The organism is Streptomyces sp. NBC_00775, from assembly GCF_036347135.1.
In the GTDB taxonomy this organism is placed as follows: Bacteria; Actinomycetota; Actinomycetes; order Streptomycetales; family Streptomycetaceae; genus Streptomyces; species Streptomyces lutosisoli.
The window spans coordinates 9,243,236-9,266,243 of record NZ_CP108938.1; the positions used below are offsets into that span (position 1 = coordinate 9,243,236).

Sequence of the window (23,008 nt, forward strand, 5' to 3'; positions counted from 1 at the left end):
GGTTCGACGTGTGGGTATTGCCACATCCTGCCCGGCTGGCCCGGCCGCTAGGGTCTGTGCACTGCCTACAAAACACCCGCCACCACGGCCCGGAGGACACATGGCGTTCGGCTGGATCGACGAGCAGGCTGAGGCGCGCCGCCGGGCCGGACTCGTACGCACTCTGCGCCCGCGCCCCGCCGACTCGCCGCTCCTCGATCTCGCGAGCAACGACTACCTCGGTCTCGCACGCCATCCGGAGATCACCGGGGCAGCGGCTCACGCCGCGCGCCGGTGGGGCGGCGGCGCGACCGGCTCCCGGCTCGTCACGGGCACCACCGAACTGCACGGCGAACTGGAACGCGAGCTGGCCGACTTCTGCGGCTTCGAGTCCGCGCTCGTCTTCTCCTCCGGATACGCGGCCAATCTCGCCGCCGTCACCGCGCTCGCGCCGCACGGCTCACTCGTCGTCTCGGACGCGGGCAACCACGCCTCGCTGATCGACGGCTGCCGGCTGGCCCGCGGCACCACACAGGTCGTCGCGCACGCCGACCCCGACGCCGTACGCAAGGCGCTCGGCACCCACGAAGGGCCCGCCGTCGCCGTGTCCGACACAGTCTTCTCGGTGGACGGGGACGCGGCGCCGCTGGCCGAACTGGCCGTCGCCTGCCGGGAGTACGGGGCAGGACTGATCGTCGACGACGCGCACGGACTCGGCGTGCTGGGCGACGGTGGCAGGGGCGCGCCGCACGCGGCGGGGCTCGCGGGTGCCCCGGACGTCGTCGTGACCGTCACGCTCTCCAAGTCGTTCGGCAGCCAGGGCGGCGCCGTCCTCGGCCCCGCTCCGGTCATCGACCACCTGGTCAACGCGGCGCGCACCTTCATCTTCGACACCGGTCTCGCGCCCGCGGCGGCGGGCGCGGCCCTGGCGGCGCTCAGGCTGCTGCGCCGCGAGCCGGAGCGTGCCGCACGGGCGCGCGCCGTGGCGACGGCGCTGCACACCCGCCTCACGGCCGAGGGCCTCGAAGCGGTACGACCGGACGCCGCCGTCGTCTCCGTGCGCGCGCCGTCCCCCGAGCGGGCCGTGCGGTGGGCGGCCGACTGCCGTGAGGCGGGACTCGCCGTCGGCTGCTTCCGTCCCCCGTCCGTGCCCGACGGCATCTCACGGCTGAGGCTGACCGCCCGCGCGGACCTCACCGACGCGCAGATCGAGCACGCCGTACGCGTGATCAGCCAGAAGCGATGAGTGTGGTGGCGGTCAGCTCAGTCCGGCGATGAATCCCTCCCAGGCGGCAGGAGCGAAGAGCAGGGCGGGTCCCGCCGTGTTCTTGGAATCGCGCACGGCCACCAGTTCGGCCCAGGGTCCCGGGCCGGGGCGTGCTGTCTCGACGCAGTTGTTCATTCCCGTGCTGCGGCTGCTGCGCAGCCATCGCACGTCGTGCAGCGAAGTACTGGATGGTACGTACCGAGGCAGTGCAGACATGGGGGTGCCTCCTTACGCGCCGTCACCTATCCCGGCGATGTAGTCCAACGAGTCCTCGGGCGAAAGGGCGTGGAACTGAAGGGCGTTGAAAGCCTCGCTGTAGGCCTGAAGGTCTTCTTTCCGTTCGAGGTAGAGGCTACTCGTCAAGTGGTCGAGAACAACCACATCCAGATCAGTTGTGTTCGGAAATGAGAAGATAACGAAAGGCCCTGTGACTCCGATGTGTGCTCCGGCGGCGAACGGCAGTACCTGAAGCCGCACTTGAGGCAGGGCAGCGGCCTCCCGCAGACGCTCCAGCTGCCGTGCCATGACCTCCGGTCCGCCGACCTCACGTCGTAACACCGCTTCGTCCAGAACGGCGGTCAGTTCCAGCGGCGGATTCGAACGCAGCACGTCCTGGCGGGCGAGGCGCACCTCGACGAGCGCGTCCAGCTTGCCGTCCTCCAGCCCGTCCACGGCGGCCCGCGTCACCGCACGGGCGTACTCGGGCGTCTGCAGCAGCCCCGGCACGACGGAGGTCTCCAGCGTGCGCATCCCGCTGGCCTGCGACTCCAGACTGATGAAGTCGCGGTACGTCGACGGCAGTACCCCACGATAGGCGTGCCACCAGTGGTGCCGTCCGTTGCCCTCGGAGCCCGCCAACACGACCAGGAGATCGCGTAATTCGAGATCCTCGACGGCGTAGGCGTCCAGTAGCCGTGCTACGTCCGCGGGCTTCACCCCGCTGGTGCCGGTCTCGATCCGGCTCACTTTCGACTGGTGCCAGCCTACGAGGCGGGCCGCCTCACCACTGGTGAGGCCCGCATCGGCGCGCAGCGCGCGCAGTTCGGCACCGAGCTTGCGGCGGCGCACCGCGGGACCGTGCTGCATGGCCGTACTCCTTACTCCTTCCGAGCCGCCCAAATACGCTCCGCCGTCGCAGAGTTCACCGCTTCGAGCGACAGATATATGCATATCTCGGTGGATCGCACCCGTGACCGGCCCGGTAATGGCAGTCTGTCGCGAAGCACCAGTCCGGGACCGTACTCGAACCATCCGCTCCGTGTCGGACTCCGGTCCCGTGGGAAAGGGTCGACGTCGCCATGGCAGATCACCAGGAAGCATCCGTCACTCTGCCGAGCGATCCCGCCTCGGTCTCCGCGGCCCGGAAATTCGTCGCCGATGTGCTGGCCGAGTGGGGCCTGCCGTGCGACTCCGAAGTCGCGGACACCGTACGCCTGATCGTGTCCGAACTAGCCACCAACGCCGTCCAGCACACTTTCGGGCAGTCGCCCACCTTCACGGTGGACGTCCAGCTCGACCGGGACGAACACCTGCGCCTCGGCGTCACCGACAGCCACCCGCGCTTTCCGAAACGGCTGCCCGCAGCCGTCCAACAGGACAACGGCCGCGGCATGGTGATCATCCGCTGGCTGACCGCGGAATGCGGCGGCAGACTCGCCGTCCGGCCCACCAGGGAAGGCGGCAAGACGGTTTCCATCGAACTGCCGTGGACGGCACCGGTCCAGCCGGTGGCGGCCGGGGGACCTCAAGAGCCGTAGGAGGCGGCTCAGTTGGCGTGTCCCTACGACCCGGGGTTGTGCCTGTGCTGCCCGGCCCGCCCGAAGGCGTACGGGCGGCAGCAGACGGATGTCCGTCGTCCGGCGCGGTCATGGGCCTCGGTCCGGTGCTGCCGGTGGAACCTCTGCGGGCCTGAGGGCACGGTGGACCAGCCGGGGCAGCACGCCCCACAACGCCACGTAGACGGCCAGTGTGCCCGCTCCCGCCGCGATCCCGGCGGCACGCCCCAGCGACACGTCCACGACGAGGAGCACCGATCCGGTGAACGCCAGCATCAGCACGAACAGACCGATGCCGGCCAGCCGGGAGGAGACCCGCACGATGGCGGGCTTGACGTTCTCCTGGAACAGCGACCGGTGCAGCGCCGCGGGGGCTGTGAACAGGGCGGCGGCCAGCACCGAGAGCAGCAGCGTGGTGACGTAGGTGGCGCGCTGGACGGTGTCGAGCGAGGGGAAGCGCTGTGTGAAGGCAAGGGTCAGCAGGAAGGCGAAGAGGATCTGCACCCCTGTCTGGGTGACGCGCAGCTCCTGGAGCAGCTCGCTGAAGTTGCGGTCGGCGCGTTCGAGAGGCGTCTCGTGGCGTGCCGGGAGGGGACGTTGCTCGGCCATGGTGGACGAGTAACCGGTCCGACCCGTTTTCACGCCCCGAGGGGGTGACGGCGGTGTGCGCCGTCACCCCCTCGGGCGGATCAGCTGACCCGGCCGTACCAGACGCTCTTCGTCCAGATCTTCTGGAGCTTCACGACCTCCCCGGTCTTCGGGGAGTGCCAGATCTTTCCCTTCCCGGCATAGATGCCGACGTGGTACACGCTCCGGCCCGAGTGGAAGAACACGAGGTCTCCGGCCTTGCGGTGCGAGGCGGAGACATGGTGCGTCTTGTTGTACTGCGCCGCGGCCGTACGAGGCAGCTTCTTGCCCGCCTTCTTGTACGAGTAGAGCGTGAACCCGGAGCAGTCGAAACGGCGCGGCCCCGTGGCGCCCCACTGGTACGGGGAGCCCTTCTTGGAAGCCGCGACCTGAAGTGCCTTCGTCGCGAGAGTGGCCGCCTCGGCGCCGGATGCGACGCCCGGGACCACGAGGCTGCCGCCCACGGCGGCAATGGTGAGAGCCGAGGCCGTACCGGCCCTGGTCCACAGCGACGGGACACGATTGAGCGCAGTCATGCGCAACCCTTCGTCAGCCGCCTGTGAAGGATGACCTGTCGGATTCGGGCTGGCGAAGTAGCCCGGCCGCTTACGCGGCTTCACCCCAAGGACCGCCCGGATCTCTCCGGCGGCCCGTCGTGCTGGGTCCTCCACTCCTGCCGATGCACTTCTGTCGACCGGGCATCCGGGCAGCGGCAGGACTCGGCGTCCGCCCGGACCGCCCCGCCGTTGTGGCGGGGGCTTGTCGTCGGAAGGGATCTTCACGCATGAGTGTCCGAAAAACCGAGCGGAACCGGCGATTTGTGGGGTTACTCACCACTCACCCGTTCGGGTGGACACCCCTCCGTTCGAGGGGGTGTTGAGGAAGCCGACGATGCCCGTACCTGCGTCGGAGCACTTCATTCCGCCTCTGCGCTACGCGCGTTGCGCAACTTTTCCGCCCTCCTGGAAGGACCGGCGTCTACTCCATCAGGGGGTACACCATTCGGTCCGTTTGAAACCCGGGCCGGACGCTTCGCCGGCTCGGCGCGTGCCGCGGCCCGGGTGCGCCTGCGTCAACTGTGGGAGTCGGGCGGCAGGGTGACCCGGGCCGCCCGCCGCTCCCCGTCGAGGACGCGCAGGGCCTGTGCCAGGGTCGGCGCGTGCACCTCGCTCTCACCCCGCTGATGCATCAGTGCGAGGGCCTCACGCAGTGCCGTCGCCTTGCCGACGAGCGCCTGAGCGGCACGCAGGCCGCGGTAGGTGTCCCCGGGGCGGGCCGGGTTGATGCGTCCGAGCAGATCGACCACGTCGAGGTAACGGTCGATCAACTCGGCCTCGGCGCGCGTCAGCGCGGGCAGTGGGGGCAGTTCGGGGACCATCGGGCGATCACCTCGCGCCGGGCGCGGTGCGCGAGGCCTTGCGGCTCGGGACGATCCGGTCGATCAGTCCGTACGCCAACGCCGCCGGCGCGTCCAGGATCTTGTCCCGCTCGATGTCCGCGGCGACTTGCTCCGGACTCTGCCCCGTGTGCCGTACGAGCAGTTCCTCCAGCAGCTTCCGGGTGCGCACCAACTCCTCGGCCTGGATGGCCAGATCGCTCGCCTGGCCCTGGATCGGCTCGGAGACCGACGGCTGGTGGATGAGCACACGGGCACCCGGCAGCGCGAACCGTTTGCCCGGCGTGCCCCCGGCCAGCAGCACGGCCGCGGCCGACGCCGCCTGCCCCAGGCAGATCGTCTCCACGTCGCACGTGACGAACTGCATCGTGTCGTAGACCGCCGACATCGCGCTGAACGAGCCGCCGGGGGAGTTGATGTACAGCGAGATGTCCCGGTCCGGTGCCAGGTACTCGAGGTGCATGAACTGCGCCATCACATCGTTCGCCGACGTGTCGTCGATCGGCGTCCCGAGGAACACGATCCGCTCTTCGAGCAGCTTCGAGTACGGATCCAGGGTCTGGTGCCCCGTGCTGGTCCGTTCCGTGAACGTGGGCAGGACATAGCGGGCGGACGGGCTGTGCATGGTGCGCGCCTCCTCGGATCGACGTCTGTAAAAAATGTACAGGACGTACGTCCCCGGGGAAGGGGAGCATGCTGAGAGCGAAAAACGGCGGCGCCCCGGAGCGGGAGTCGGTCCGGGGCGCCGTGCGCGCGTGTGTGCGTCTGCGGGTGTCAGTTGATGGCGACCGGTGTGGGTCTTCCGCTGAAGTGGATGGGTGGCCAGCCGCGGGAGACGGCGAGTTCGGAGAGCGCGTTCGCCACGTCGGCGGGCGTGATGGTGTTTTCCGCGGGAGCCGTGTCCAACTGGACGGTGAAGGATATGCGGAGCATCGCGTCGATGTCGGCGATGCTGACGCCTCCGGTGAACTCCGTGTCGGGCGGGAACGTGACCTCCGCCGTGCTGCTGTCCCCGGCTGCGGCGGCCTGCGTCGTTCCGGCCGTGGCGAGCGCGGCCCCCGCCGCCGCTGTCCCTGAATATCCCAGCAGTGAGCGCCTGGAAATGCTGGACATGATCCCCTCCTTGGCTGTCATGAACGCCTCCTTCGGAAGCTGACGCTCGATCGTATGGACAGGGCGATGGCGGTGGGGCAGAACGCGATCTTCCGCTCTCCGGCGGTGTCAGGGGACCGGTCTAAGCTGGGGGCATGGCCTACGAGATTCCGGTGACGCAAGCCAGGGCTGAGCTCGCCGACCTGATCAACCGCGTGGTGTACGGCGGTGAGCGCGTCGTAGTGACGCGGCACGGGAAGCCCCTCGTCGCCCTGGTCTCCGCCGCCGACCTGGAGCGCCTCGAAGAACTCCCGGACCCGGCGGACGAGCAGGTGGTCAGCGCCCTCTCCAGCGTGCGCGAGGTCGCGTCCGCGCCGCGCGAGCGACAGCGGTTCGGCATCGCGGCGGAGCACCGGGGGCCCAACGCCTCGTAGGCACAAGACGGTTCAGCGGACGCGCGGGGATGCGGAAACACGGAGACCGTGCGCTCCCGTCCGCTACAGCGGGGGCGCACGGTCCGTTCCGTGGGCGTCCAGTGGGCGGTCAGTTCACCAGTACGGGCTCCCGCTCGGTGACCTTCTCCGCGGGCGTCCGGCGCTGCTTGAGCGCGCTGCCCAGCAGGACCGCGCCGAGGCCGAGCACGGCCCACCAGGCCAGGGTCAGCGCCGGGCCGGCAGCGGCGGCGCCGTCGAAGAAAGACACCGAGCGCAGCAGTGACGCGCCCGCGCCCGGCGGCAGCCACTGGCCGATCGTCCCGACGGGCTCGGGCAGCATCTCCGGGGCCGAGGCCGCTCCGGAGAACGGGTTGCCGAGCAGCATGACCACGAAGCCGCCGAGCCCGATCCCGGGAGTGCCGATCAGTGCCGCGAGTCCGGCGACGGCGGCGCTCACGGCCAGGGTCGACAGCCCGAGCGCCGCGGCCTCCGTCCACCAGTCGCCGGTGAGGACCCCCAGCCAGCTGTGCGCGATCGAGGCCGCGACCATGCCGACCAGCGCCGCCGCGCCGACCAGTGCGACGGCGGCGCGTGTGCCGCGCAGGCCCAGCAGCGTCACGACGGCTCCCGCGGCGATGCCGACCAGGGCGAGCGGCAGCACGCTCGCGCTCAGGGCCGCGCCGCGGGGGTCCTTGGCGGAGGCGGGCACGACATCGGCGGTCGGCACCTTCGTGCCCTCGGGGGCCTGCTGGGCCACTGCCTGCTGGAGCAGCTGGGCGACAAGCGGGCTCGCGGCGGAGGCGGTCAGCAGTTTGGGTCCCTGCGCGGTGGCGACGACCGCGCCGTATACGGTCCGGTCCTCGATGGCGTCCCGGGCGGCGGCCTCGTCGGCGTAGTGGTGGATCTCGAAGGCGCCTCGGTGCTGCGCCAACTGCTTCTGTATCTGTGCGGTCGCGGCCGCGGAGCCCGCCACGCCGAGCGGAAGATCGCGGGGTGCGGTGCGGGCGGCGGGCCAGGCGAAGGCCCAGAGTGCCAGTGCCACCAGCGCCGGGATGAGCACGATCACGGCGACCATGCGGCGGCCGTGAGGCAGTGGCAGCGGGGGTGCGGCGGTGCCGGCGGGCGTAGCGGAGGTGGCGGGCATGGTCTTCCTCGTTTCGCAATTTAAAAAGAAGGATCGTTCGTTTTAGAAACTCCCCACACTGTCCTGCCGGCCTTGTCGCCTTGTCAAGAAGGAATGTTCGTTTTACGTTGGGGGCCATGGCCCGCGTATCCCAGGAACACCTAGACGCCCGCCGCCGGCAGATCCTCGACGGCGCCGCCCTCTGCTTCGCCCGCAACGGGTTCCACGCCACGTCGATGCAGGACGTGCTCAAGGAAGTCGACCTCTCCGCGGGGGCCGTCTACCGCTATTTCAGCGGCAAGGAGGAGCTGATCGGAGCGATCGTCGCCGAGGTGCTGGAGACGGTGCGCGACACCTATGAGCGCGCGGCCCTGGAGAATCCGCCCCCGCTGCCGGACGTGCTGATCCCCAGGGTCCTGGAGCAGCTGAAGGCGGTGCGCCCGGGCGTGCTGGACGGCGGTGAGTGGGTCTTCCCCCGGCTGATGATCCAGGTGTGGACCGAGACCCTGCGCAATCACGAGCTGGCGGTCGTGATGACCACGGGGTACGACAAGGTGCGCGCCGCCTGGGCGAAGGTCGTCGAGCGCTACAAGGACGCGGGGCTGATGCCCGAGGACGCCGACGCCGACGCCATGGCCCGGACGATGATCGCGCTCGCGCAGGGGTTCGCGGCGCAGCTGGCCCTGTTCGGCACCGTACCCACAAAGACTCTCCAGGACGGGCTGCGGGCCCTGATGAGCATGGGGGGCGTCCACCGCGCGGCGGTGAATTGATCACAGGCTGGTTAACGTCCTTGAAACTCCGGCCAACTAGCGTGCCCATCCACGCCACCAGGGGTTTTGGTGGCTGCGGCCACCGGACCCCGCACGGTCCGGAGCGAGGACTGAGGTGGGACGCCGTGCAACTGACCCCGCACGAGCAAGAGAGGCTGCTGATTCATGTGGCCGCCGACGTGGCCGAGAAGCGGCGGGCCCGCGGGCTGAAACTGAACCACCCCGAGGCCATCGCGCTCATCACGTCGCACATCCTCGAAGGCGCGCGTGACGGCCGTACCGTCGCGGAACTGATGTCCTCCGGACGCAAGATCCTCACCCGGGACGACGTCATGGAGGGCATCCCCGAGATGATCCACGACGTCCAGGTCGAGGCGACCTTCCCCGACGGCACCAAGCTCGTCACCGTCCACGACCCGATCGTCTGACGGGGGAGCGCGAGCCATGATTCCCGGAGAGATCCTGTTTGCCGACGGACCCGTCGCCTTCAACGAAGGCCGCGAGGTCACCCGGCTGACCGTCCTCAACGCCGCCGACCGGCCCGTCCAGGTCGGCTCCCACTACCACTTCGCCGAGGCCAACCCCGGTCTGGACTTCGACCGTGCCGCCGCGCGCGGCAAGCGGCTCAACGTCGCCGCCGGCACCGCCGTGCGCTTCGAGCCCGGGATCCCCGTCGACGTCGAACTCGTTCCGCTCACCGGTGCCCGTGTGGTGCCCGGCCTGCGCGGTGAGACCGGAGGTCCCCTCGATGCCTGAGATCTCGCGTGCCGCGTACGCCGATCTGTTCGGCCCCACCACCGGCGACCGCATCCGGCTCGCCGACACCGATCTGCTCGTCGAGATCGAGGAGGATCGTTCCGGCGGGCCCGGACTCGCCGGTGACGAGGCGGTGTTCGGCGGTGGCAAGGTCATCCGCGAATCCATGGGCCAGTCGCGCGCTACGCGCGCAGATGGCACCCCGGACACGGTCATCACGGGTGTCGTGATCATCGACCACTGGGGGATCGTCAAGGCCGACGTCGGTATCCGCGACGGCCGGATCACCGGCATCGGCAAGGCCGGCAACCCGGACACCATGGACGGTGTGCACCCCGACCTGGTGATCGGTCCGGAGACGGAGATCATCGCGGGCAACGGGCGCATCCTGACCGCGGGCGCCATCGACGCGCACGTCCACCTGATCTGTCCGCAGATCGCCGATGAGGCGCTCGCCGCCGGCATCACGACGCTGGTCGGTGGCGGCACGGGTCCCGCCGAGGGCTCGAAGGCGACGACGGTCACCCCCGGCCCCTGGCATCTGGCCCGGATGCTGGAGGCGATGGAGGAGTACCCCCTCAACTTCGGTCTGCTCGGCAAGGGCAACACCGTCTCGCACGACGCGATGCTGTCGCAGATCCGCGGCGGTGCGCTCGGCCTCAAGCTGCACGAGGACTGGGGCACCACGCCCGCCGTCATCGACGCCGCGCTGACCGTCGCCGACCGCACCGGCATCCAGATCGCCATCCACACGGACACCCTCAACGAGGCCGGGTTCGTCGGCGACACGCTCGCCGCGATCGGCGGACGCGGCATCCACGCGTACCACACGGAGGGTGCGGGCGGCGGGCACGCGCCGGACATCATGACCGTGGTCTCCGAGCCGCACGTCCTGCCCAGCTCCACCAACCCGACCCGGCCGTACACCGTCAACACCGCCGAGGAACACCTCGACATGCTGATGGTGTGCCACCACCTCAACGCGGCCGTTCCGGAGGACCTGGCGTTCGCCGAGTCGCGTATTCGGCCGTCGACCATCGGGGCCGAGGACATCCTGCACGACCTGGGTGCCATCTCGATCATCTCGTCCGACGCCCAGGCCATGGGGCGGGTCGGCGAGGTCATCATGCGGACCTGGCAGACGGCGCATGTGATGAAGCGGCGGCGGGGTGCCCTCCCGGGTGACGGCCGCGCGGACAACCACCGCGTACGTCGCTATGTCGCCAAGTACACGATCAACCCGGCGCTCGCGCAGGGCCTCGCCCGCGAGGTCGGCTCCGTCGAGACCGGCAAGCTCGCCGACCTGGTGCTGTGGGAGCCCGCGTTCTTCGGGGTCAAGCCGCATCTCGTCATCAAGGGCGGACAGATCGCGTACGCGCAGATGGGCGACGCCAACGCGTCGATCCCGACGCCGCAGCCGGTTCTGCCCCGGCCGATGTACGGCGCGATCGGGCGGGCCCCGGCCTCGAACTCGTTCAACTTCGTGGCGCCGCTCGCCATCGAGGACGGGCTGCCGGAGCGGCTCTCGCTCGGGAAGCGGTTCGTCGCCATCGACTCGACGCGTGGGGTGACCAAGGCCGACATGCGGGAGAACGACGCGCGGCCGCAGGTGCGGGTCGATCCCGACAGCTTCGCCGTGCACATCGACGGCGAGCTCGTCGAGGCGACTCCGGCCGCCGAACTGCCCATGGCCCAGCGCTACTTCCTCTTCTGATGACCCGCGCAGCACTACTGGTCCTGGCCGACGGCCGCTTTCCCGCCGGAGGGCATGCCCACTCCGGCGGGGCGGAGGCGGCCGTCAAGGCCGGACGGATCACCGGGGCGGCGAGCCTGGAGGACTTCTGCCGGGGGCGGCTGCACACCGCCGGGCTCGTCTCGGCCTCGCTGGCCGCCGCGAGCGCGCTCGGGATCGATCCGGTGGCGTTGGACACGGCCGCCGACGCCCGTACGCCGTCGCCCGCACTGCGGGTCGCCGCGCGCAGGCTCGGGCGGCAGTTGATGCGGGCGGCCCGGGCGACGTGGCCTTCGGCGGAACTCGACGCGCTGGCCCGGGAGTTTCCCAAGGGGGCGCATCAGCCGGTCGTGCTGGGGCTGGCGGCGCGGGCCGCGGGGCTCGGTGCGGAGGACGCCGCGTACTGCTCGGCGTACGAGTGCGTCAGTGGGCCGGCGACGGCGACGGTGCGGTTGCTGAGTCTTGACCCGTTCGACGCGACGGCGGCTTTGGCGCGGCTCGCGCCCGAGCTGGACGTCATGGCCCATCAGGCGGTGTCCGCCGCGCGGCGAGCTCTCGACGACGGGGTCGAGGTGTTGCCTGCGGCTTCGGCTCCGTTGCTGGAGATCAGTGCGGAGGCGCATGCCGCTTGGGCTGTACGGCTGTTCGCGTCGTGAGGGGTTTCTCGCCCCCTCCGCCCCTACCCGTCCCATCCCTGGGGGCTGCCGCCCCCAGACCCCCGCATCGGCCTGAACGGCCTCGTCCTCAAACGCCGGACGGGCTGAAGAGACCAAGCCCCGGCCGGAGCTGAAGGTCTGCCGAAGCCGCGGGATGACGCCCTCGGCCGCGAAATGGAGCCGCAATCATGCACCTCGATCACGATCACTCTCACGGCGGGCCCTCCGCCATCAGTGCCGATGCCCACCGTCCGGACGGCTCGCGCCGTGCGCTGCGTATAGGGCTCGGCGGTCCCGTCGGTTCCGGCAAGACCGCCACCGTCGCCGCGCTCTGCAAGGCGCTGCGCGACGAGTTGTCGCTCGCCGTCGTCACGAACGACATCTATACGCGTGAGGACGCGGAGTTCCTGCTGCGGGAGGCCGTGCTGCCGCCCGAGCGGATCACCGCCGTCGAGACGGGGGCCTGCCCGCACACCGCCATCCGGGACGACATCTCCGCCAACCTCGAAGCGGTGGAGGACCTGGAGGACGAGGTCGGGCCGCTCGATCTGATCCTTGTCGAGTCCGGAGGCGACAACCTCACCGCGACCTTCTCCAGGGGACTGGTCGACGCGCAGATCTTCGTCATCGACGTGGCCGGCGGGGACGACATTCCGCGCAAGGGCGGACCCGGTGTCACCACCGCCGATCTGCTCGTCGTCAACAAGACCGACCTCGCGCCGTACGTCGGGTCCGATCTCGGGCGTATGGCGGCGGACGCCAAGGCGCAGCGGGCCGAGCTGCCGGTCGTCTTCCAGTCGCTCCGGGGCGAGGGCGGGGTCACGGATGTCACGACGTGGGTGCGGGGGCAGCTCGCCGCGTGGACGGCATGACGACAGCGGGAGTACGGGCCACCGCGCGGATCTCGGCCCGGGACGACGGACGGGGCGGGACCTCGCTGCCCGTGCTGGACGGGCAGGGGCCGCTCGCCCTGCGCCGTACGCGGGCCAGTGGCTCCGAGGCGCGCGTCATGCTGGTCGGTGCGATGAGCGGTCCGCTCGGAGGCGATCACTTCACCGTCGAGGCGGAGGTGGGCGAGGGCGCGCGACTGCATGTCGGATCGGCGGCCGCCACCATCGCGCTGCCGGGGCAGGCCAAGGGGGAGGCGCGCTACGACGTGCGTCTCGACGTCGCCGAAGGGGGCGAACTGTGCTGGCTGCCCGAGCAGTTGATCTCCGCGGGTGGCAGTGATCTGTACGTCTCCTCGCGCGTCGAGCTGGCGGCGGGCGCTCGGCTTGTCTTCCGGGAGGAGCAGGTACTCGGGCGGGCCGGTGAGGAACCCGGGCGGCTCACCAGCCGTCTTACCGTGTGGCTCGGCGGACGGCCGCTGCTGGACCAGGAGTTGGCGTGCGGGCCCGGTGCGCCCGGCGGCTGGGACGGGCCCGCCGTCCTCGCGGGGCATCGCGCTCTGGGGCAACTCGTCGTCGTACGACCGGAGTTCGAGAAGGAGGCGCCCGCGGCGCGACTGCTGGGGGAGTACGCCGCTCTCACCCCGCTCGCCGGGCCCGCCGTGCTCGTGACCTCGCTCGCGCCCGACGCGCTGCGGCTGCGGCGCGTGTTGGACGAGGCGCTGCGGGTGCTCGGCTGAGGGAGACGTCTCCGCTCAACGGGACGCCGTGCACCGGTTATCGGATTGGTAAAGAAAAGCTGTTTACGTCTGTTCTCAGGGACCTCACAGCCGAAAGGATCGCCGTACCAATCGCAACGAGGTACGGGGAGGTCCCACTTGAGGTCCAAGAGACCGACAAGACGGGTGACAGTGCTGGGTTCGGCCGGAGCGCTCGTCACGGCGACCCTGATAGCCGGAGCCGTGGCGGCCCCGTCGGCCACCGCCGACTCGCGCCACGGTCAGGACCGCGAGCAGCGCGGGGCGGCGATCGCCGCGGAACGGGCCGCCAAGGCCGGGATCGACTGGCAGGACTGTCCCGCGGACTGGGGCTTCGAGAAGCCGATCCAGTGCGGCTATGTCAGCGTCCCGCTCGACTACGCCCACCCGAACGGCAAGCAGATCAAGCTGGCCGTGGACCGCATCGGGAACACGGGCACCGCGGACGAGCGCCAGGGCGCCCTCGTCTACAACCCGGGCGGACCCGGTGCCTCGGGCATGCGCTTCCCGCGCCGCGTGACCACCAAGAACCCCGTCTGGGCCAACGCCGCCAAGGCGTACGACTTCGTGGGCTTCGACCCGCGCGGTGTCGGCCACTCGGCGCCCATCTCCTGCATTGACCCTCAGGAGTTCGTGAAGGCGCCCAAGGCCGACCCGGTTCCGGACACGGAGGCGGACAAGCAGGCCCAGCGCAAGCTGGCCGCCGAGTACGCGGACGGCTGCGCCGAGCGCAGCGGCGACATGCTGCCGCAGATGACCACGCCGAACACCGCGCGCGACCTCGACGTCATCCGCGCCGCCCTCGGCGAGAAGAAGCTGAACTACCTGGGTGTCTCGTACGGCACGTACCTCGGCGCCGTCTACGGCACGCTCTTCCCGGGGCACGTCCGCCGCATGGTCGTCGACAGCGTCGTCGACCCGTCGCGCGAGAACATCTGGTACCAGGCCAACCTCGAGCAGGACATCGCCTTCGAGGGCCGCTGGAAGGACTGGGAGGACTGGGTCGCCAAGAACGACGCGGCCTTCCACCTCGGTGACACCCGCGCCAAGGTGCAGGACCAGTGGCTGAAGCTGCGCGCCACCGCCAAGGCGAACCCGCTCGGCGGCGTCGTCGGCCCCGCCGAACTCATCTCCTTCTTCCAGAGCGCCCCGTACTACGACTCCTCGTGGGTGCCGGTCGCCACGGTGTTCAGCAAGTACGTCGCCGGTGACACCCAGGCGCTCGTCGACGCGGCCTCCCCCGACCTGTCGGACACCGCGGGCAATATCGCCTCGGAGAACGGCAACGCCGTCTACACGGCCGTCGAGTGCGCCGACACCCAGTGGCCCACCAGTTGGAAGAAGTGGGACCGGGACAACACGCGGCTCAACAAGGACTACCCGTTCATGACGTGGGCCAACGCGTGGATGAACCTGCCGTGTGCCACCTGGCCGGCCAAGCAGCAGACCCCCGTGAACGTGAAGACCCACAAGGGCCTGCCGGCCGTGCTCATCGTGCAGTCCACGCGTGACGCGGCGACCCCGTACCCGGGCGCCGTCGAACTGCACAAGCGCTTCAAGGGGTCCCGCCTGATCACCGAACAGGACGCGGGCTCGCACGGCGTGACCGGCCTGGTCAACCCGTGCATCAACGAGCGGGTGGACACCTACCTGCTCACCGGCACGACGGACGCGGCCGATGTGACGTGCACCCCGCACGCCACGCCGAAGCCGTAGTCTCCCGTGGATGATTCCTGCGCGTGACAGGGGCGGCCGGGTTCTCCGGCCGTCCCTCATGCGTGGTCAACTCAGAGGCATCCGCGGGAACTTACGCGCGTTCGCCGCGCTCTCGGCGGCCTCCTCGGCCTTGACGACGGCCGCGTACCGGTCGACGTACTCCTGCTCGGAGAGGGTGAGGATGGCGTACATGATCTCGTCGGTGATCGCCCGCAGGATGGCCTTCTCGTTCTCCATCCCGGCGTAGCGGGAGAAGTCGAGGGGCTTGCCGAAGCGGATGACGACGGGGTGGATGTTCGGGATGACCTTGCCCGGCGGCTGGGCCTCGAAGGTGCCGATCATCGCGCAGGGGATGACCGGGACCTGGGCCTTGAGGGCCATCACCGCGACGCCGACCTTGCCCTTGTAGAGCCGGCCGTCGTGCGAGCGGGTGCCCTCCGGGTAGATGCCGAGCAACTCGTTCTTGCGCAGCACCCCGAGCCCCTCGCGGATCGCGGCCTGACCCGCGTCCTTGCCGGAGCGGTCCACCGGGATCTGCCCCGCGCTGCGGAAGAAGAAGGCCGTCAGCCGGCCCTTGATACCCGGTCCCGTGAAGTACTCGGCCTTCGCGAGGAAGGTGATCCGCCGTTTGAGGATCGCCGGCATCAGGAAATGGTCGGAGAACGACAGATGGTTCCCGGCGACGATGGCCGCGCCCGACGACGGTATGTGCTCCAGCCCCTCGATCCGAGGCCGGAAGACCAGCCTCAACAGCGGTCCGAGAAGGACGTATTTGAGCACGTAGTAGAACATGGAGTCGCTCCTCGCTCGGACGGATCGGCTCAACCGCCGTGTTCCAGCAGGTCACCGGGCAATCGCGGTACGTCAGTTTAGGTGGTCGTGCGGTCGCGCGTAACCGTGCCTCACGGGTCACCTTTTCTCGCCACGAGAGTGGCTCGTTCCGGAATTCGCGATCCCACGATATTCATGGGATCCGAAGCAGGCGCATTTCTTCGCAGAACACGCGCAGATACACCGCAGCAGGCGGCCGATGGCCGCCTGCTGATGTAGGGAATCAACTCTCTTCGGTCTGTCAGACCCCTTGTGTCAGAACCTTCTCCAGCGCTCCGAGGGCGGACTGGAGTTCCTCGCCCGTGATGGTCAGCGGCGGGGCCAGCCGGATGGTCGAACCGTGGGTGTCCTTGACGAGGACGCCCTCGCGCATGAGGCCCTCGCTGATCTCGCGGCCCGTGCCGATGGCGGGGTCGATGTCGACGCCCGCCCAGAGGCCGCGTGAGCGGAAGCCCTCGACGCCCTTGCCCACGAGTGCCGCGAGGCCGCCCCGCAGGACGACGCCCAACTCGGCCGCCCTGCGCTGGAATTCACCGGTCTCCAGCAGCCCGACGACGGCGGAACCGACCGCCGCGGCGAGCGGATTGCCGCCGAACGTCGAACCGTGCTCGCCGGGGCGCAGTACTCCGAGTACATCCCGGCGGCCGACCACCGCCGACACCGGCACGATGCCGCCGCCGAGCGCCTTGCCGAGGAGGAGCAGGTCCGGGACGACGCCCTCGTGCTCGACGGCGAGGGTGGTGCCCGTGCGGCCGAGGCCCGACTGGATCTCGTCCGCGATGAACAGGCAGCCGGTGCGGCGGGTCAGTTCGCGTACGCCGGTGAGGTAGCCGTCGTCGGGGATGACCACGCCCGCCTCGCCCTGGATGGGCTCGATCAGCACGGCCGCGGTCGTCTCGTCGACGGCTGCTTCGAGCGCGGCGAGGTCGTTGTACGGAACGACACGGAAGCCGGGCGTGAAGGGGCCGAAGCCCGCCCGGGCCGTCTCGTCCGTGGAGAAGCTGACGATGGTCGTCGTACGGCCGTGGAAGTTGTCGGCGGCCACGACGATCGTCGCCTGGTCGGGAGCGACGCCCTTCACCTCGTACGCCCATTTGCGGGCCACCTTGATGGCGCTCTCCACCGCCTCCGCACCCGTGTTCATGGGCAGGACCATGTCCAGGCCCGTCAACTCCGCGAGGGACTCGGCGAATTGGGCCAGCTGGTCGTTGTGGAAGGCGCGCGAGGTGAGTGTCAGGCGGTCGAGCTGGCGGTGCGCCGCCTCGATCAACTCGGGGTTGCGGTGGCCGAAGTTGAGGGCCGAGTAGCCCGCCAGCATGTCCAGATAGCGGCGGCCCTCGACGTCCTCGACCCAGGTGCCCTCGGCGCGGGCGACGACCACCGGCAGCGGGTGGTAGTTGTGCGCGAGGACGGGCGCCTCGGCGCGGATCAGGTCGGCGGAGGTGCGCGTACGTGCGGGAGCGGTCATGAACGGATCTCCTGAGTGCAGCACTTGATGCCGCCGCCGGCCTTCTGGAACTCCGAGAGGTCGACGGGGACGGGGACGTAACCGCGGCGCGCGAGCTGGTCGGCGAGGGCCGTCGCCCCCGGAGCGATGAAGACGTGGCGGCCGTCGGAGACGGAGTTGAGGCCGAAGGCCATCGCGTCCTCGCGGGTCGCGAGCACCGCGTCCGGGAACAGACGGGCGAGCACCTCGCGGCTGCCGGGGGAGAAGGCCTCCGGGTAGTACGCGATGTTTGCCTCGTGCCCGCCGTCGAGGACGAAGAGCGCCGTGTCCAGGTGGTAGAAGCGCGGGTCCACCAGCTGGAGGCCGATCACCGGGACTCCGAAGAACTCCTGCACCTCGCGATGGGCCCCGGGGGTCGTACGGAATCCCGTGCCTGCCAGGACGTACCGGCCCGCCGGGACCAGATCGCCCTCGCCCTCGCACACCGACTCGGGGCGGTAGACGTCGAAACCGGCCGCCTTGAACCAGGTCTCGTACGCGGTGGACTCGGGGCGACGCTGCGGCGCGTGGAAGAGCGAGCCGAAGACACGGCCCGCCAGGACGAGCGCGGAGTTCGCCGCGAACACCATGTCCGGGAGGCCGGCGACCGGCTCGACGGAGTCGACGGCGTGGCCGTGGGCGCGGTAGGCGCGGATCAGCGCCTCCCACTGACCTCGGGCGAGATCGACGTCCACGGGTGTGTCGGGATGCATCCAGGGATTGATCGCGTACTGCACGGCGAAGTGTCTGGGTTCACAGACGAGGAAGCGCCGGGGGAGCGGCACACGGCTGTCGGGCACAGAGGGGTCCCTCCGCTTTCCTGCGGTGTCGGCTGGGGGTACCTCCACGGTAGGAAACGGGGGATACGGGCGACAAGCGACGAGAGCTGCGCATGTGCGCAGCATTGCTGCGTCTCGTGGCAGGTCAGCGCACGTTTGATGCGTCCTCGGGGGCGGCGTGGGTCGCGCCGGCCTCCGGGGCCTCCGGCAGCAGGTGGGACAGCACCATGTAGCTGATGGTCTTCCGGATGAAGGGCTCGGCGCGGATGCGCTCCAGCACCTCCTCGAAGTGCTCCACGTCCGTGGCCCGCACATGCAGCAGCGCGTCCGCGCCCCCGGTCACGGTCATCGCCGCGGTGATCTCCGGATGGTTGCGCACGACCTCCGCGAGCCGCCGGGGCGGGGCCGCGCCCTCGCAGTACACCTCGACGTACGCCTCCGTACGCCAGCCGAGTGCCGTGGGCTTCACCGTGGCCGTGAACCCGGTGATCACGCCGGTCTCGCGCAGCCGGTCCACGCGGCGCTTGACCGCGGTCGCGGACAGCCCGATCTCCGTGCCGATCTCCGCGAAACTGGTCCTCGCGTTCGCCATCAGGGCCGTGATGATCTTGCGGTCGAGCTCGTCGAACCCCGCGGGCTTGCTGTTCATGGCGGCACTGTATCCAGCGACAACGTGCACGCCATCCAGCGACAACGTCCACGCCGGCGCCGACAACGTCCACGTCCGGCAGATGTCCAGTCGTACGAATCGCTCTTACACTCCACTCTCATGCTGCGCGCGCTCGCCGTCGACGACGAACAACCGTCCCTTGAGGAACTCCTCTATCTGCTGAACGCCGATCCACGCGTCAGCAGCGCCGAGGGCGCGAGCGACGCGACCGAGGCGCTGCGCCGGATCAACCGCGCCCTGGAATCCGGACCCGACGGGCCCGAGGCGATCGACGTCGTCTTCCTCGACATCCACATGCCCGGCCTCGACGGCCTCGACCTCGCCCGGCTGCTCACCGGGTTCGCCCAGCCGCCGCTCGTCGTGTTCGTCACCGCCCACGAGGGCTTCGCCGTGCAGGCCTTCGACCTCAAGGCCGTCGACTACGTACTGAAACCGGTACGGCGGGAACGGCTCGCCGAGGCCGTACGGCGGGCGGCCCAGCTCAGGGACGCCGCACCGCTGATTCCCGTGCACGAGCCCGACCCCGACCACATATCCGTCGAACTCGGCGGCGTCACCCGCTTCGTGGCCGTCGAGGACATCACCCATGTCGAGGCGCACGGCGACTACGCCCGCCTGCACACCGCGCAGGGCAGCCACCTCGTCCGCATCCCGCTGTCCACCCTCGAAGAGCGCTGGCGCTCCCGCGGCTTCGTCCGCATCCACCGGCGTCACCTCGTCGCGCTGCGCCACATCGGCGAACTCCGCCTGGACGCGGGCACGGTGAGCGTCCTCGTCGACTCCGTCGAACTCCAGGTCAGCCGCCGGCACGCGCGCGAACTGCGCGACCTGCTGCTGCGCCGGACCACGAGCTGAGGAGTGCGGGCATGCCCCAGGACCCGACCGAACGCCGCGTGGTCGTCACCGGAGTGCCCCGGCGCACCCGGCGAACGTCCGGCTACTATCGGCCCAGGACCGAGATCGACGAACAGACCACCCTCGGTCACACCTACGTCCGCTCCCTGATGCGCAGTCAACTCCGCGTGGCCCTCACGGTGTTCGCCGTTCTCGTGCTGCTCGTGGGCCCGCTGCCCCTCGTCTTCGCCGCGATGCCGGACGGTGCGAGCCTGGAATGGGCCGTGCTCGGATTCTGCGTGTACCCGCCGCTGGTGCTGCTCGCCCGCTGGTACGTACGCCGGGCGGAGCGCAACGAGAAGGACTTCGTGCGGCTGGTCGAGGACCGCTGAGCCGTGAACCAGAACTACTCCGTCCCCGCTGTCGCCCTGGTCGTCGTGGCGACCGTCCTGGTCGGCGCGTTCGGCCTGCGCATATCCCGGACCACCTCCGACTTCTACGTCGCCTCGCGCACCGTGGGTCCCCGGCTCAACGCGGCCGCGATCAGCGGCGAATACCTCTCCGCCGCCTCCTTCCTGGGCATCGCGGGCCTCGTGCTGGTCCAGGGCCCCGACATGCTCTGGTATCCGGTCGGCTACACGGCCGGCTATCTCGTACTGCTCCTCTTCGTCGCGGCCCCGCTGCGTCGCTCCGGCGCGTACACGCTGCCCGACTTCGCGGAGGCGCGGCTCGGCTCCCAGGCGGTGCGACGCCTGGCCGGTGCCTTTGTCGTCGGCGTGGGCTGGCTGTATCTGCTGCCCCAACTGCAGGGCGCGGGGCTGACGTTGGCCGTGCTGACCGACGCACCCGACTGGTTCGGCGGAGTGCTGGTCGCGGTCGTCGTGGTCGCCACCGTCGCCGCGGGCGGCATGCGCAGCATCACCTTCGTCCAGGCCTTCCAGTACTGGCTCAAGCTCACCGCCCTGCTGGTCCCGGCCTTGTTCCTGGTCCTCGCCTGGCAGGCCCACGGCGCACCCCGCGACGCTTTCGACGAACCGGCGACCTTCCGCGAGCAGCGGGTCGTACGCGTCGACGACAGCCTCGACCTGAAGCTCTCACGACCGCTCGGCGTCACCGCCACGGGCAGCGTCGACGGACGGCGCTACGAGGACGAACGCGTCGAACTCCCCGCGGGCGTCCACCACATCGAGCGCGGCACCCGGCTCACCTTCACCAAGGGCGACCCGGTCCCGATGGCCGATCGCGGCACCAACGGCGGCATGTCGACCTCGCTGGCGGCCGGGCGCGAGGAACGCCCGCTGTACGCCACGTACGGACTGATCCTCGCCACCTTCCTCGGCACGATGGGACTGCCGCACGTGGTCGTCCGCTTCTACACCAGCCCGCACGGAGTCGCCGCCCGTCGCACCACGGTCGCCGTGCTCGGCCTGATCGGCGCCTTCTATCTCCTGCCGCCCCTCTATGGCGCGTTGGCCCGCCTGTACGCCCCCGAGCTCAGCCTCACCGGGGACGCGGACGCCGCCGTACTCCTGTTGCCCGACCGGATGATCGGCGGGCTCGGCGCGGATCTCCTGGGCGCGCTGGTGGCGGGCGGTGCCTTCGCGGCGTTCCTGTCGACCGCATCCGGGCTGACCATGGCGGTGGCGGGCGTACTCACCCAGGATGTGCTGCCCACGCGCGGAGTACGGCACTTCAGGCTCGGCACCGTGCTCGCGATGGCGGTGCCGCTGGCGGCGAGCGTCCTGGTGGGCGGACTGCCGGTCGCCGACGCGGTGGGGCTCGCGTTCGCCGTGTCCGCGTCCTCCTTCTGCCCCCTGCTGATGCTGGGTATCTGGTGGCGGCGGCTGACCCCGCCGGGCGCGGCCGCCGGGATGGTCGTCGGCGGCGGCTCGGCGCTGGTCGCGGTCGGCGCGACCATGGCGGGCTATCCGGGCTCGGGTTCACTGCACGCGCTGCTCGCCTGGCCCGCGCTGTGGTCGGTGCCGCTCGGCTTCGTGACGATGGTGCTGGTGTCGCTCGCCACTTCGGGGCGGGTTCCGGCCGGGACGGCCGCGATCCTGGCCCGGTTCCATCTGCCGGAGGAACTCTCCGACGGCCAGGTGCGCGCGGCCGTGAACGCGAAGGGGGCCGAGGCATGAGGTGCCGGGTGAAGAGGTGCTGGGTGAACGAGGTCGAGAAGAGGGGCGAGGCGTGCGGCGCATCATGAACGAGGCCGGGGCATGAGCGGATTCCTCGCCGGGCTCTGCGTCGCCGTACTCCCGCTGCTCGCCGCCGGGTTCTGGCTCGGCAGACGCACCGCGCGGCCCCAGAGCCTCGGCGGACTCGGGACGCCCGTCGAGCATGCCACCTTCCAGACCCTGCACACCGCCTCGCTCGCCGCACCCCCGCTGCGCGCGGGCCTCACGGAGGAGACGGCGGGCCGGTCCGCGCGCCGGCTGCGCACCCTGCTCGGTACGGACGCGCTGTGCCTCACCGACCAGGAGACGGTCCTCGCCTGGGACGGCGTCGGGGCCCACCACCGCGCCGAGATCATGGAACGGCTCGGCGGCCCGCTGGAGACCGGCCGCGGCGAGGCCTTCCGGCTGACCTGCGACGAACCCGACTGCCCGCTGCGCTGGGCCGTCGTCGCCCCGCTCACCGTCGACGAACGAGTGCACGGCGCACTCGTCGCCTGTGCGCCCCGCGAGTCCGCCGTCCTCGTACGGGCGACGGGCGAGGTCGCCCGCTGGGTCTCGGTCCAGCTGGAACTCGCCGACCTCGACCAGTCCCGTACGCGTCTGATCGAGGCCGAGATCAAGGCACTGCGCGCCCAGATATCACCGCACTTCATCTTCAACTCGCTCGCGGTGATCGCCTCGTTCGTCCGCACCGACCCCGAGCGTGCCCGCGAACTACTCCTGGAATTCGCCGACTTCACCCGCTACTCATTCCGCAGGCACGGCGACTTCACCACCCTCGCCGACGAACTCCACGCCATCGACCACTACTTGGCACTGGTCAGGGCCCGCTTCGGGGAGCGCCTCTCGGTCACGCTGCAGATCGCGCCCGAGGTGCTGCCGGTCGCGCTGCCCTTCCTCTGCCTCCAGCCCCTCGTGGAGAACGCCGTCAAACACGGCCTGGAGGGCAAGACCGACAAGAGCCACATCAGCATCACCGCGCAGGACGCGGGTGCCGAGGCGCTGGTCGTCATCGAGGACAACGGCGCCGGAATGGACCCGGACCGGCTGCGCCGCATCCTGGCCGGAGAGGTCAGCCCCTCCGGAGGCATCGGGCTGTCCAACGTCGACGAACGTCTGCGCCAGGTCTACGGGGACGACCACGGCCTCGTCATCGAGACCGCGGTGGGCGCGGGAATGAAGATCACCGCCCGGCTGCCCAAGTACCAGCCGGGCGTGCACTCGGCGGGACGACTGCCCCGGGAGTGACCCCTGCGCGCC

Annotated in this window: 27 protein-coding genes and 1 riboswitch; of the genes, 15 read left to right on the plus strand and 12 right to left on the minus strand. The window is 70.3% G+C overall.

Going from position 1 to position 23,008, the window contains the following annotated elements; translation table 11 throughout:
* Positions 1–100 precede the first annotated feature (100 nt).
* Entirely contained in the window at positions 101–1,225 is a 1,125-nt protein-coding gene (locus OIC96_RS41125) for an 8-amino-7-oxononanoate synthase (protein WP_330302955.1), read from the plus strand.
* A gap of 12 nt (positions 1,226–1,237) precedes the next feature.
* On the opposite strand, the gene OIC96_RS41130 is transcribed toward OIC96_RS41125, so the two are convergent.
* Entirely contained in the window at positions 1,238–1,462 is a 225-nt protein-coding gene (locus OIC96_RS41130; RefSeq protein ID WP_327427017.1) for a DUF397 domain-containing protein, read from the minus strand.
* A gap of 12 nt (positions 1,463–1,474) precedes the next feature.
* A complete protein-coding gene (locus OIC96_RS41135) occupies positions 1,475–2,332 on the minus strand; it encodes a helix-turn-helix domain-containing protein (protein WP_330302954.1) in 858 nt (285 codons plus the stop codon).
* Positions 2,333–2,544: 212 nt separating this feature from the next.
* On the opposite strand from OIC96_RS41135, the gene OIC96_RS41140 reads away from it, so the two are divergent.
* Positions 2,545–3,003: an ATP-binding protein gene (locus tag OIC96_RS41140; RefSeq protein ID WP_330302953.1), complete on the plus strand. Its 459-nt coding sequence runs from the start codon at positions 2,545–2,547 to the stop codon at positions 3,001–3,003.
* Between the two features lie 108 nt (positions 3,004–3,111).
* Here OIC96_RS41140 and OIC96_RS41145 read toward each other — a convergent pair whose 3' ends face one another.
* The 5 genes from OIC96_RS41145 to OIC96_RS41165 form a co-directional block, all read right to left on the minus strand.
* The gene (locus tag OIC96_RS41145; RefSeq protein WP_330302952.1) at positions 3,112–3,630 is read right to left on the minus strand and encodes a DUF6328 family protein; all 519 of its coding nucleotides are present in this window, start codon (positions 3,628–3,630) and stop codon (positions 3,112–3,114) included.
* A gap of 80 nt (positions 3,631–3,710) precedes the next feature.
* On the minus strand, positions 3,711–4,184 hold the full coding sequence (locus OIC96_RS41150; protein ID WP_330302951.1) for a C40 family peptidase: 474 nt from the start codon (positions 4,182–4,184) through the stop codon (positions 3,711–3,713).
* Between the two features lie 3 nt (positions 4,185–4,187).
* Positions 4,188–4,359, minus strand: a riboswitch (cyclic di-AMP (ydaO/yuaA leader).
* Positions 4,360–4,720: 361 nt separating this feature from the next.
* On the minus strand, positions 4,721–5,026 hold the full coding sequence (locus OIC96_RS41155; RefSeq protein ID WP_330302950.1) for a hypothetical protein: 306 nt from the start codon (positions 5,024–5,026) through the stop codon (positions 4,721–4,723).
* A gap of 7 nt (positions 5,027–5,033) precedes the next feature.
* Positions 5,034–5,669 (minus strand): ATP-dependent Clp protease proteolytic subunit, encoded by a 636-nt coding sequence (locus OIC96_RS41160; protein ID WP_330302949.1) that lies wholly within the window; start codon positions 5,667–5,669, stop codon positions 5,034–5,036.
* A gap of 149 nt (positions 5,670–5,818) precedes the next feature.
* Positions 5,819–6,178: a hypothetical protein gene (locus OIC96_RS41165; protein ID WP_330302948.1), complete on the minus strand. Its 360-nt coding sequence runs from the start codon at positions 6,176–6,178 to the stop codon at positions 5,819–5,821.
* A 113-nt stretch (positions 6,179–6,291) separates the two neighbouring features.
* On the opposite strand from OIC96_RS41165, the gene OIC96_RS41170 reads away from it, so the two are divergent.
* A complete protein-coding gene (locus OIC96_RS41170; RefSeq protein ID WP_330302947.1) occupies positions 6,292–6,570 on the plus strand; it encodes a type II toxin-antitoxin system Phd/YefM family antitoxin in 279 nt (92 codons plus the stop codon).
* Positions 6,571–6,679: 109 nt separating this feature from the next.
* Here OIC96_RS41170 and OIC96_RS41175 read toward each other — a convergent pair whose 3' ends face one another.
* Positions 6,680–7,645 carry an ABC transporter permease gene (locus OIC96_RS41175; RefSeq protein ID WP_330310004.1) on the minus strand — a complete coding sequence of 322 codons (966 nt, stop codon included), beginning with the start codon at positions 7,643–7,645 and terminating at the stop codon, positions 6,680–6,682.
* 185 nt (positions 7,646–7,830) lie between these two features.
* Between OIC96_RS41175 and OIC96_RS41180 the strand changes: the two genes are divergently transcribed.
* The 8 genes from OIC96_RS41180 to OIC96_RS41215 all read left to right on the plus strand — a co-directional run bounded on the left by OIC96_RS41180 (position 7,831) and on the right by OIC96_RS41215 (position 14,971).
* Positions 7,831–8,466: a TetR/AcrR family transcriptional regulator gene (locus OIC96_RS41180; protein ID WP_330302946.1), complete on the plus strand. Its 636-nt coding sequence runs from the start codon at positions 7,831–7,833 to the stop codon at positions 8,464–8,466.
* Positions 8,467–8,591: 125 nt separating this feature from the next.
* A complete protein-coding gene (locus OIC96_RS41185) occupies positions 8,592–8,894 on the plus strand; it encodes an urease subunit gamma (RefSeq protein WP_121416835.1) in 303 nt (100 codons plus the stop codon).
* Between the two features lie 16 nt (positions 8,895–8,910).
* The gene (locus tag OIC96_RS41190; RefSeq protein WP_330302945.1) at positions 8,911–9,222 is read left to right on the plus strand and encodes an urease subunit beta; all 312 of its coding nucleotides are present in this window, start codon (positions 8,911–8,913) and stop codon (positions 9,220–9,222) included.
* The gene (locus tag OIC96_RS41195) at positions 9,215–10,936 is read left to right on the plus strand and encodes an urease subunit alpha (protein WP_330302944.1); all 1,722 of its coding nucleotides are present in this window, start codon (positions 9,215–9,217) and stop codon (positions 10,934–10,936) included. Before OIC96_RS41190 ends, OIC96_RS41195 begins: the two co-directional genes overlap by 8 nt.
* Positions 10,936–11,610 (plus strand): urease accessory protein UreF, encoded by a 675-nt coding sequence (locus OIC96_RS41200; RefSeq protein WP_330302943.1) that lies wholly within the window; start codon positions 10,936–10,938, stop codon positions 11,608–11,610. Before OIC96_RS41195 ends, OIC96_RS41200 begins: the two co-directional genes overlap by 1 nt.
* Before the next feature lie 188 nt (positions 11,611–11,798).
* On the plus strand, positions 11,799–12,482 hold the full coding sequence (gene ureG / locus OIC96_RS41205; RefSeq protein ID WP_330302942.1) for an urease accessory protein UreG: 684 nt from the start codon (positions 11,799–11,801) through the stop codon (positions 12,480–12,482).
* Positions 12,479–13,237: an urease accessory protein UreD gene (locus tag OIC96_RS41210; protein ID WP_330302941.1), complete on the plus strand. Its 759-nt coding sequence runs from the start codon at positions 12,479–12,481 to the stop codon at positions 13,235–13,237. Before ureG ends, OIC96_RS41210 begins: the two co-directional genes overlap by 4 nt.
* A 138-nt stretch (positions 13,238–13,375) precedes the next feature.
* Positions 13,376–14,971 carry an alpha/beta hydrolase gene (locus tag OIC96_RS41215; protein WP_330302940.1) on the plus strand — a complete coding sequence of 532 codons (1,596 nt, stop codon included), beginning with the start codon at positions 13,376–13,378 and terminating at the stop codon, positions 14,969–14,971.
* A gap of 66 nt (positions 14,972–15,037) precedes the next feature.
* On the opposite strand, the gene OIC96_RS41220 is transcribed toward OIC96_RS41215, so the two are convergent.
* The 4 genes from OIC96_RS41220 to OIC96_RS41235 all read right to left on the minus strand — a co-directional run bounded on the left by OIC96_RS41220 (position 15,038) and on the right by OIC96_RS41235 (position 18,716).
* On the minus strand, positions 15,038–15,763 hold the full coding sequence (locus tag OIC96_RS41220; RefSeq protein ID WP_330302939.1) for a lysophospholipid acyltransferase family protein: 726 nt from the start codon (positions 15,761–15,763) through the stop codon (positions 15,038–15,040).
* Positions 15,764–16,043: 280 nt separating this feature from the next.
* A complete protein-coding gene (gene rocD / locus OIC96_RS41225; RefSeq protein ID WP_330302938.1) occupies positions 16,044–17,270 on the minus strand; it encodes an ornithine--oxo-acid transaminase in 1,227 nt (408 codons plus the stop codon).
* A complete protein-coding gene (gene ddaH, locus OIC96_RS41230) occupies positions 17,267–18,088 on the minus strand; it encodes a dimethylargininase (RefSeq protein ID WP_330302937.1) in 822 nt (273 codons plus the stop codon). Before ddaH ends, rocD begins: the two co-directional genes overlap by 4 nt.
* A 124-nt stretch (positions 18,089–18,212) precedes the next feature.
* Entirely contained in the window at positions 18,213–18,716 is a 504-nt protein-coding gene (locus tag OIC96_RS41235) for an Lrp/AsnC family transcriptional regulator (protein ID WP_330302936.1), read from the minus strand.
* A 120-nt stretch (positions 18,717–18,836) separates the two neighbouring features.
* Here OIC96_RS41235 and OIC96_RS41240 point away from each other — a divergent pair, with 120 nt between their 5' ends.
* From OIC96_RS41240 to OIC96_RS41255, 4 genes are all read left to right on the plus strand, one after another.
* Positions 18,837–19,592 (plus strand): LytR/AlgR family response regulator transcription factor, encoded by a 756-nt coding sequence (locus tag OIC96_RS41240; RefSeq protein ID WP_330302935.1) that lies wholly within the window; start codon positions 18,837–18,839, stop codon positions 19,590–19,592.
* 11 nt (positions 19,593–19,603) lie between these two features.
* Positions 19,604–19,963, plus strand: coding sequence for a hypothetical protein (locus tag OIC96_RS41245; RefSeq protein ID WP_330302934.1), 360 nt, complete (start codon positions 19,604–19,606; stop codon positions 19,961–19,963).
* A gap of 3 nt (positions 19,964–19,966) precedes the next feature.
* Entirely contained in the window at positions 19,967–21,709 is a 1,743-nt protein-coding gene (locus OIC96_RS41250) for a sodium/solute symporter (RefSeq protein WP_330302933.1), read from the plus strand.
* An 81-nt stretch (positions 21,710–21,790) separates the two neighbouring features.
* On the plus strand, positions 21,791–22,996 hold the full coding sequence (locus OIC96_RS41255; RefSeq protein WP_330302932.1) for a sensor histidine kinase: 1,206 nt from the start codon (positions 21,791–21,793) through the stop codon (positions 22,994–22,996).
* The last annotated feature ends 12 nt before the right edge of the window (positions 22,997–23,008 follow it).

Bases quoted from the DNA above. Each gene is read 5' to 3' on its own strand.
- OIC96_RS41125 (WP_330302955.1), top strand. From the start codon at position 101: ATGGCGTTCGGCTGGATCGACGAGCAGGCTGAGGCGCGCCGCCGGGCC.
- OIC96_RS41130 (WP_327427017.1), bottom strand. From the start codon at position 1,462: ATGTCTGCACTGCCTCGGTACGTACCATCCAGTACTTCGCTGCACGAC.
- OIC96_RS41135 (WP_330302954.1), bottom strand. From the start codon at position 2,332: ATGCAGCACGGTCCCGCGGTGCGCCGCCGCAAGCTCGGTGCCGAACTG.
- OIC96_RS41140 (WP_330302953.1), top strand. From the start codon at position 2,545: ATGGCAGATCACCAGGAAGCATCCGTCACTCTGCCGAGCGATCCCGCC.
- OIC96_RS41145 (WP_330302952.1), bottom strand. From the start codon at position 3,630: ATGGCCGAGCAACGTCCCCTCCCGGCACGCCACGAGACGCCTCTCGAA.
- OIC96_RS41150 (WP_330302951.1), bottom strand. From the start codon at position 4,184: ATGACTGCGCTCAATCGTGTCCCGTCGCTGTGGACCAGGGCCGGTACG.
- OIC96_RS41155 (WP_330302950.1), bottom strand. From the start codon at position 5,026: ATGGTCCCCGAACTGCCCCCACTGCCCGCGCTGACGCGCGCCGAGGCC.
- OIC96_RS41160 (WP_330302949.1), bottom strand. From the start codon at position 5,669: ATGCACAGCCCGTCCGCCCGCTATGTCCTGCCCACGTTCACGGAACGG.
- OIC96_RS41165 (WP_330302948.1), bottom strand. From the start codon at position 6,178: ATGACAGCCAAGGAGGGGATCATGTCCAGCATTTCCAGGCGCTCACTG.
- OIC96_RS41170 (WP_330302947.1), top strand. From the start codon at position 6,292: ATGGCCTACGAGATTCCGGTGACGCAAGCCAGGGCTGAGCTCGCCGAC.
- OIC96_RS41175 (WP_330310004.1), bottom strand. From the start codon at position 7,645: ATGGTCGCCGTGATCGTGCTCATCCCGGCGCTGGTGGCACTGGCACTC.
- OIC96_RS41180 (WP_330302946.1), top strand. From the start codon at position 7,831: ATGGCCCGCGTATCCCAGGAACACCTAGACGCCCGCCGCCGGCAGATC.
- OIC96_RS41190 (WP_330302945.1), top strand. From the start codon at position 8,911: ATGATTCCCGGAGAGATCCTGTTTGCCGACGGACCCGTCGCCTTCAAC.
- OIC96_RS41195 (WP_330302944.1), top strand. From the start codon at position 9,215: ATGCCTGAGATCTCGCGTGCCGCGTACGCCGATCTGTTCGGCCCCACC.
- OIC96_RS41200 (WP_330302943.1), top strand. From the start codon at position 10,936: ATGACCCGCGCAGCACTACTGGTCCTGGCCGACGGCCGCTTTCCCGCC.
- ureG (WP_330302942.1), top strand. From the start codon at position 11,799: ATGCACCTCGATCACGATCACTCTCACGGCGGGCCCTCCGCCATCAGT.
- OIC96_RS41210 (WP_330302941.1), top strand. From the start codon at position 12,479: ATGACGACAGCGGGAGTACGGGCCACCGCGCGGATCTCGGCCCGGGAC.
- OIC96_RS41220 (WP_330302939.1), bottom strand. From the start codon at position 15,763: ATGTTCTACTACGTGCTCAAATACGTCCTTCTCGGACCGCTGTTGAGG.
- rocD (WP_330302938.1), bottom strand. From the start codon at position 17,270: ATGACCGCTCCCGCACGTACGCGCACCTCCGCCGACCTGATCCGCGCC.
- OIC96_RS41235 (WP_330302936.1), bottom strand. From the start codon at position 18,716: ATGAACAGCAAGCCCGCGGGGTTCGACGAGCTCGACCGCAAGATCATC.
- OIC96_RS41240 (WP_330302935.1), top strand. From the start codon at position 18,837: ATGCTGCGCGCGCTCGCCGTCGACGACGAACAACCGTCCCTTGAGGAA.
- OIC96_RS41245 (WP_330302934.1), top strand. From the start codon at position 19,604: ATGCCCCAGGACCCGACCGAACGCCGCGTGGTCGTCACCGGAGTGCCC.
- OIC96_RS41255 (WP_330302932.1), top strand. From the start codon at position 21,791: ATGAGCGGATTCCTCGCCGGGCTCTGCGTCGCCGTACTCCCGCTGCTC.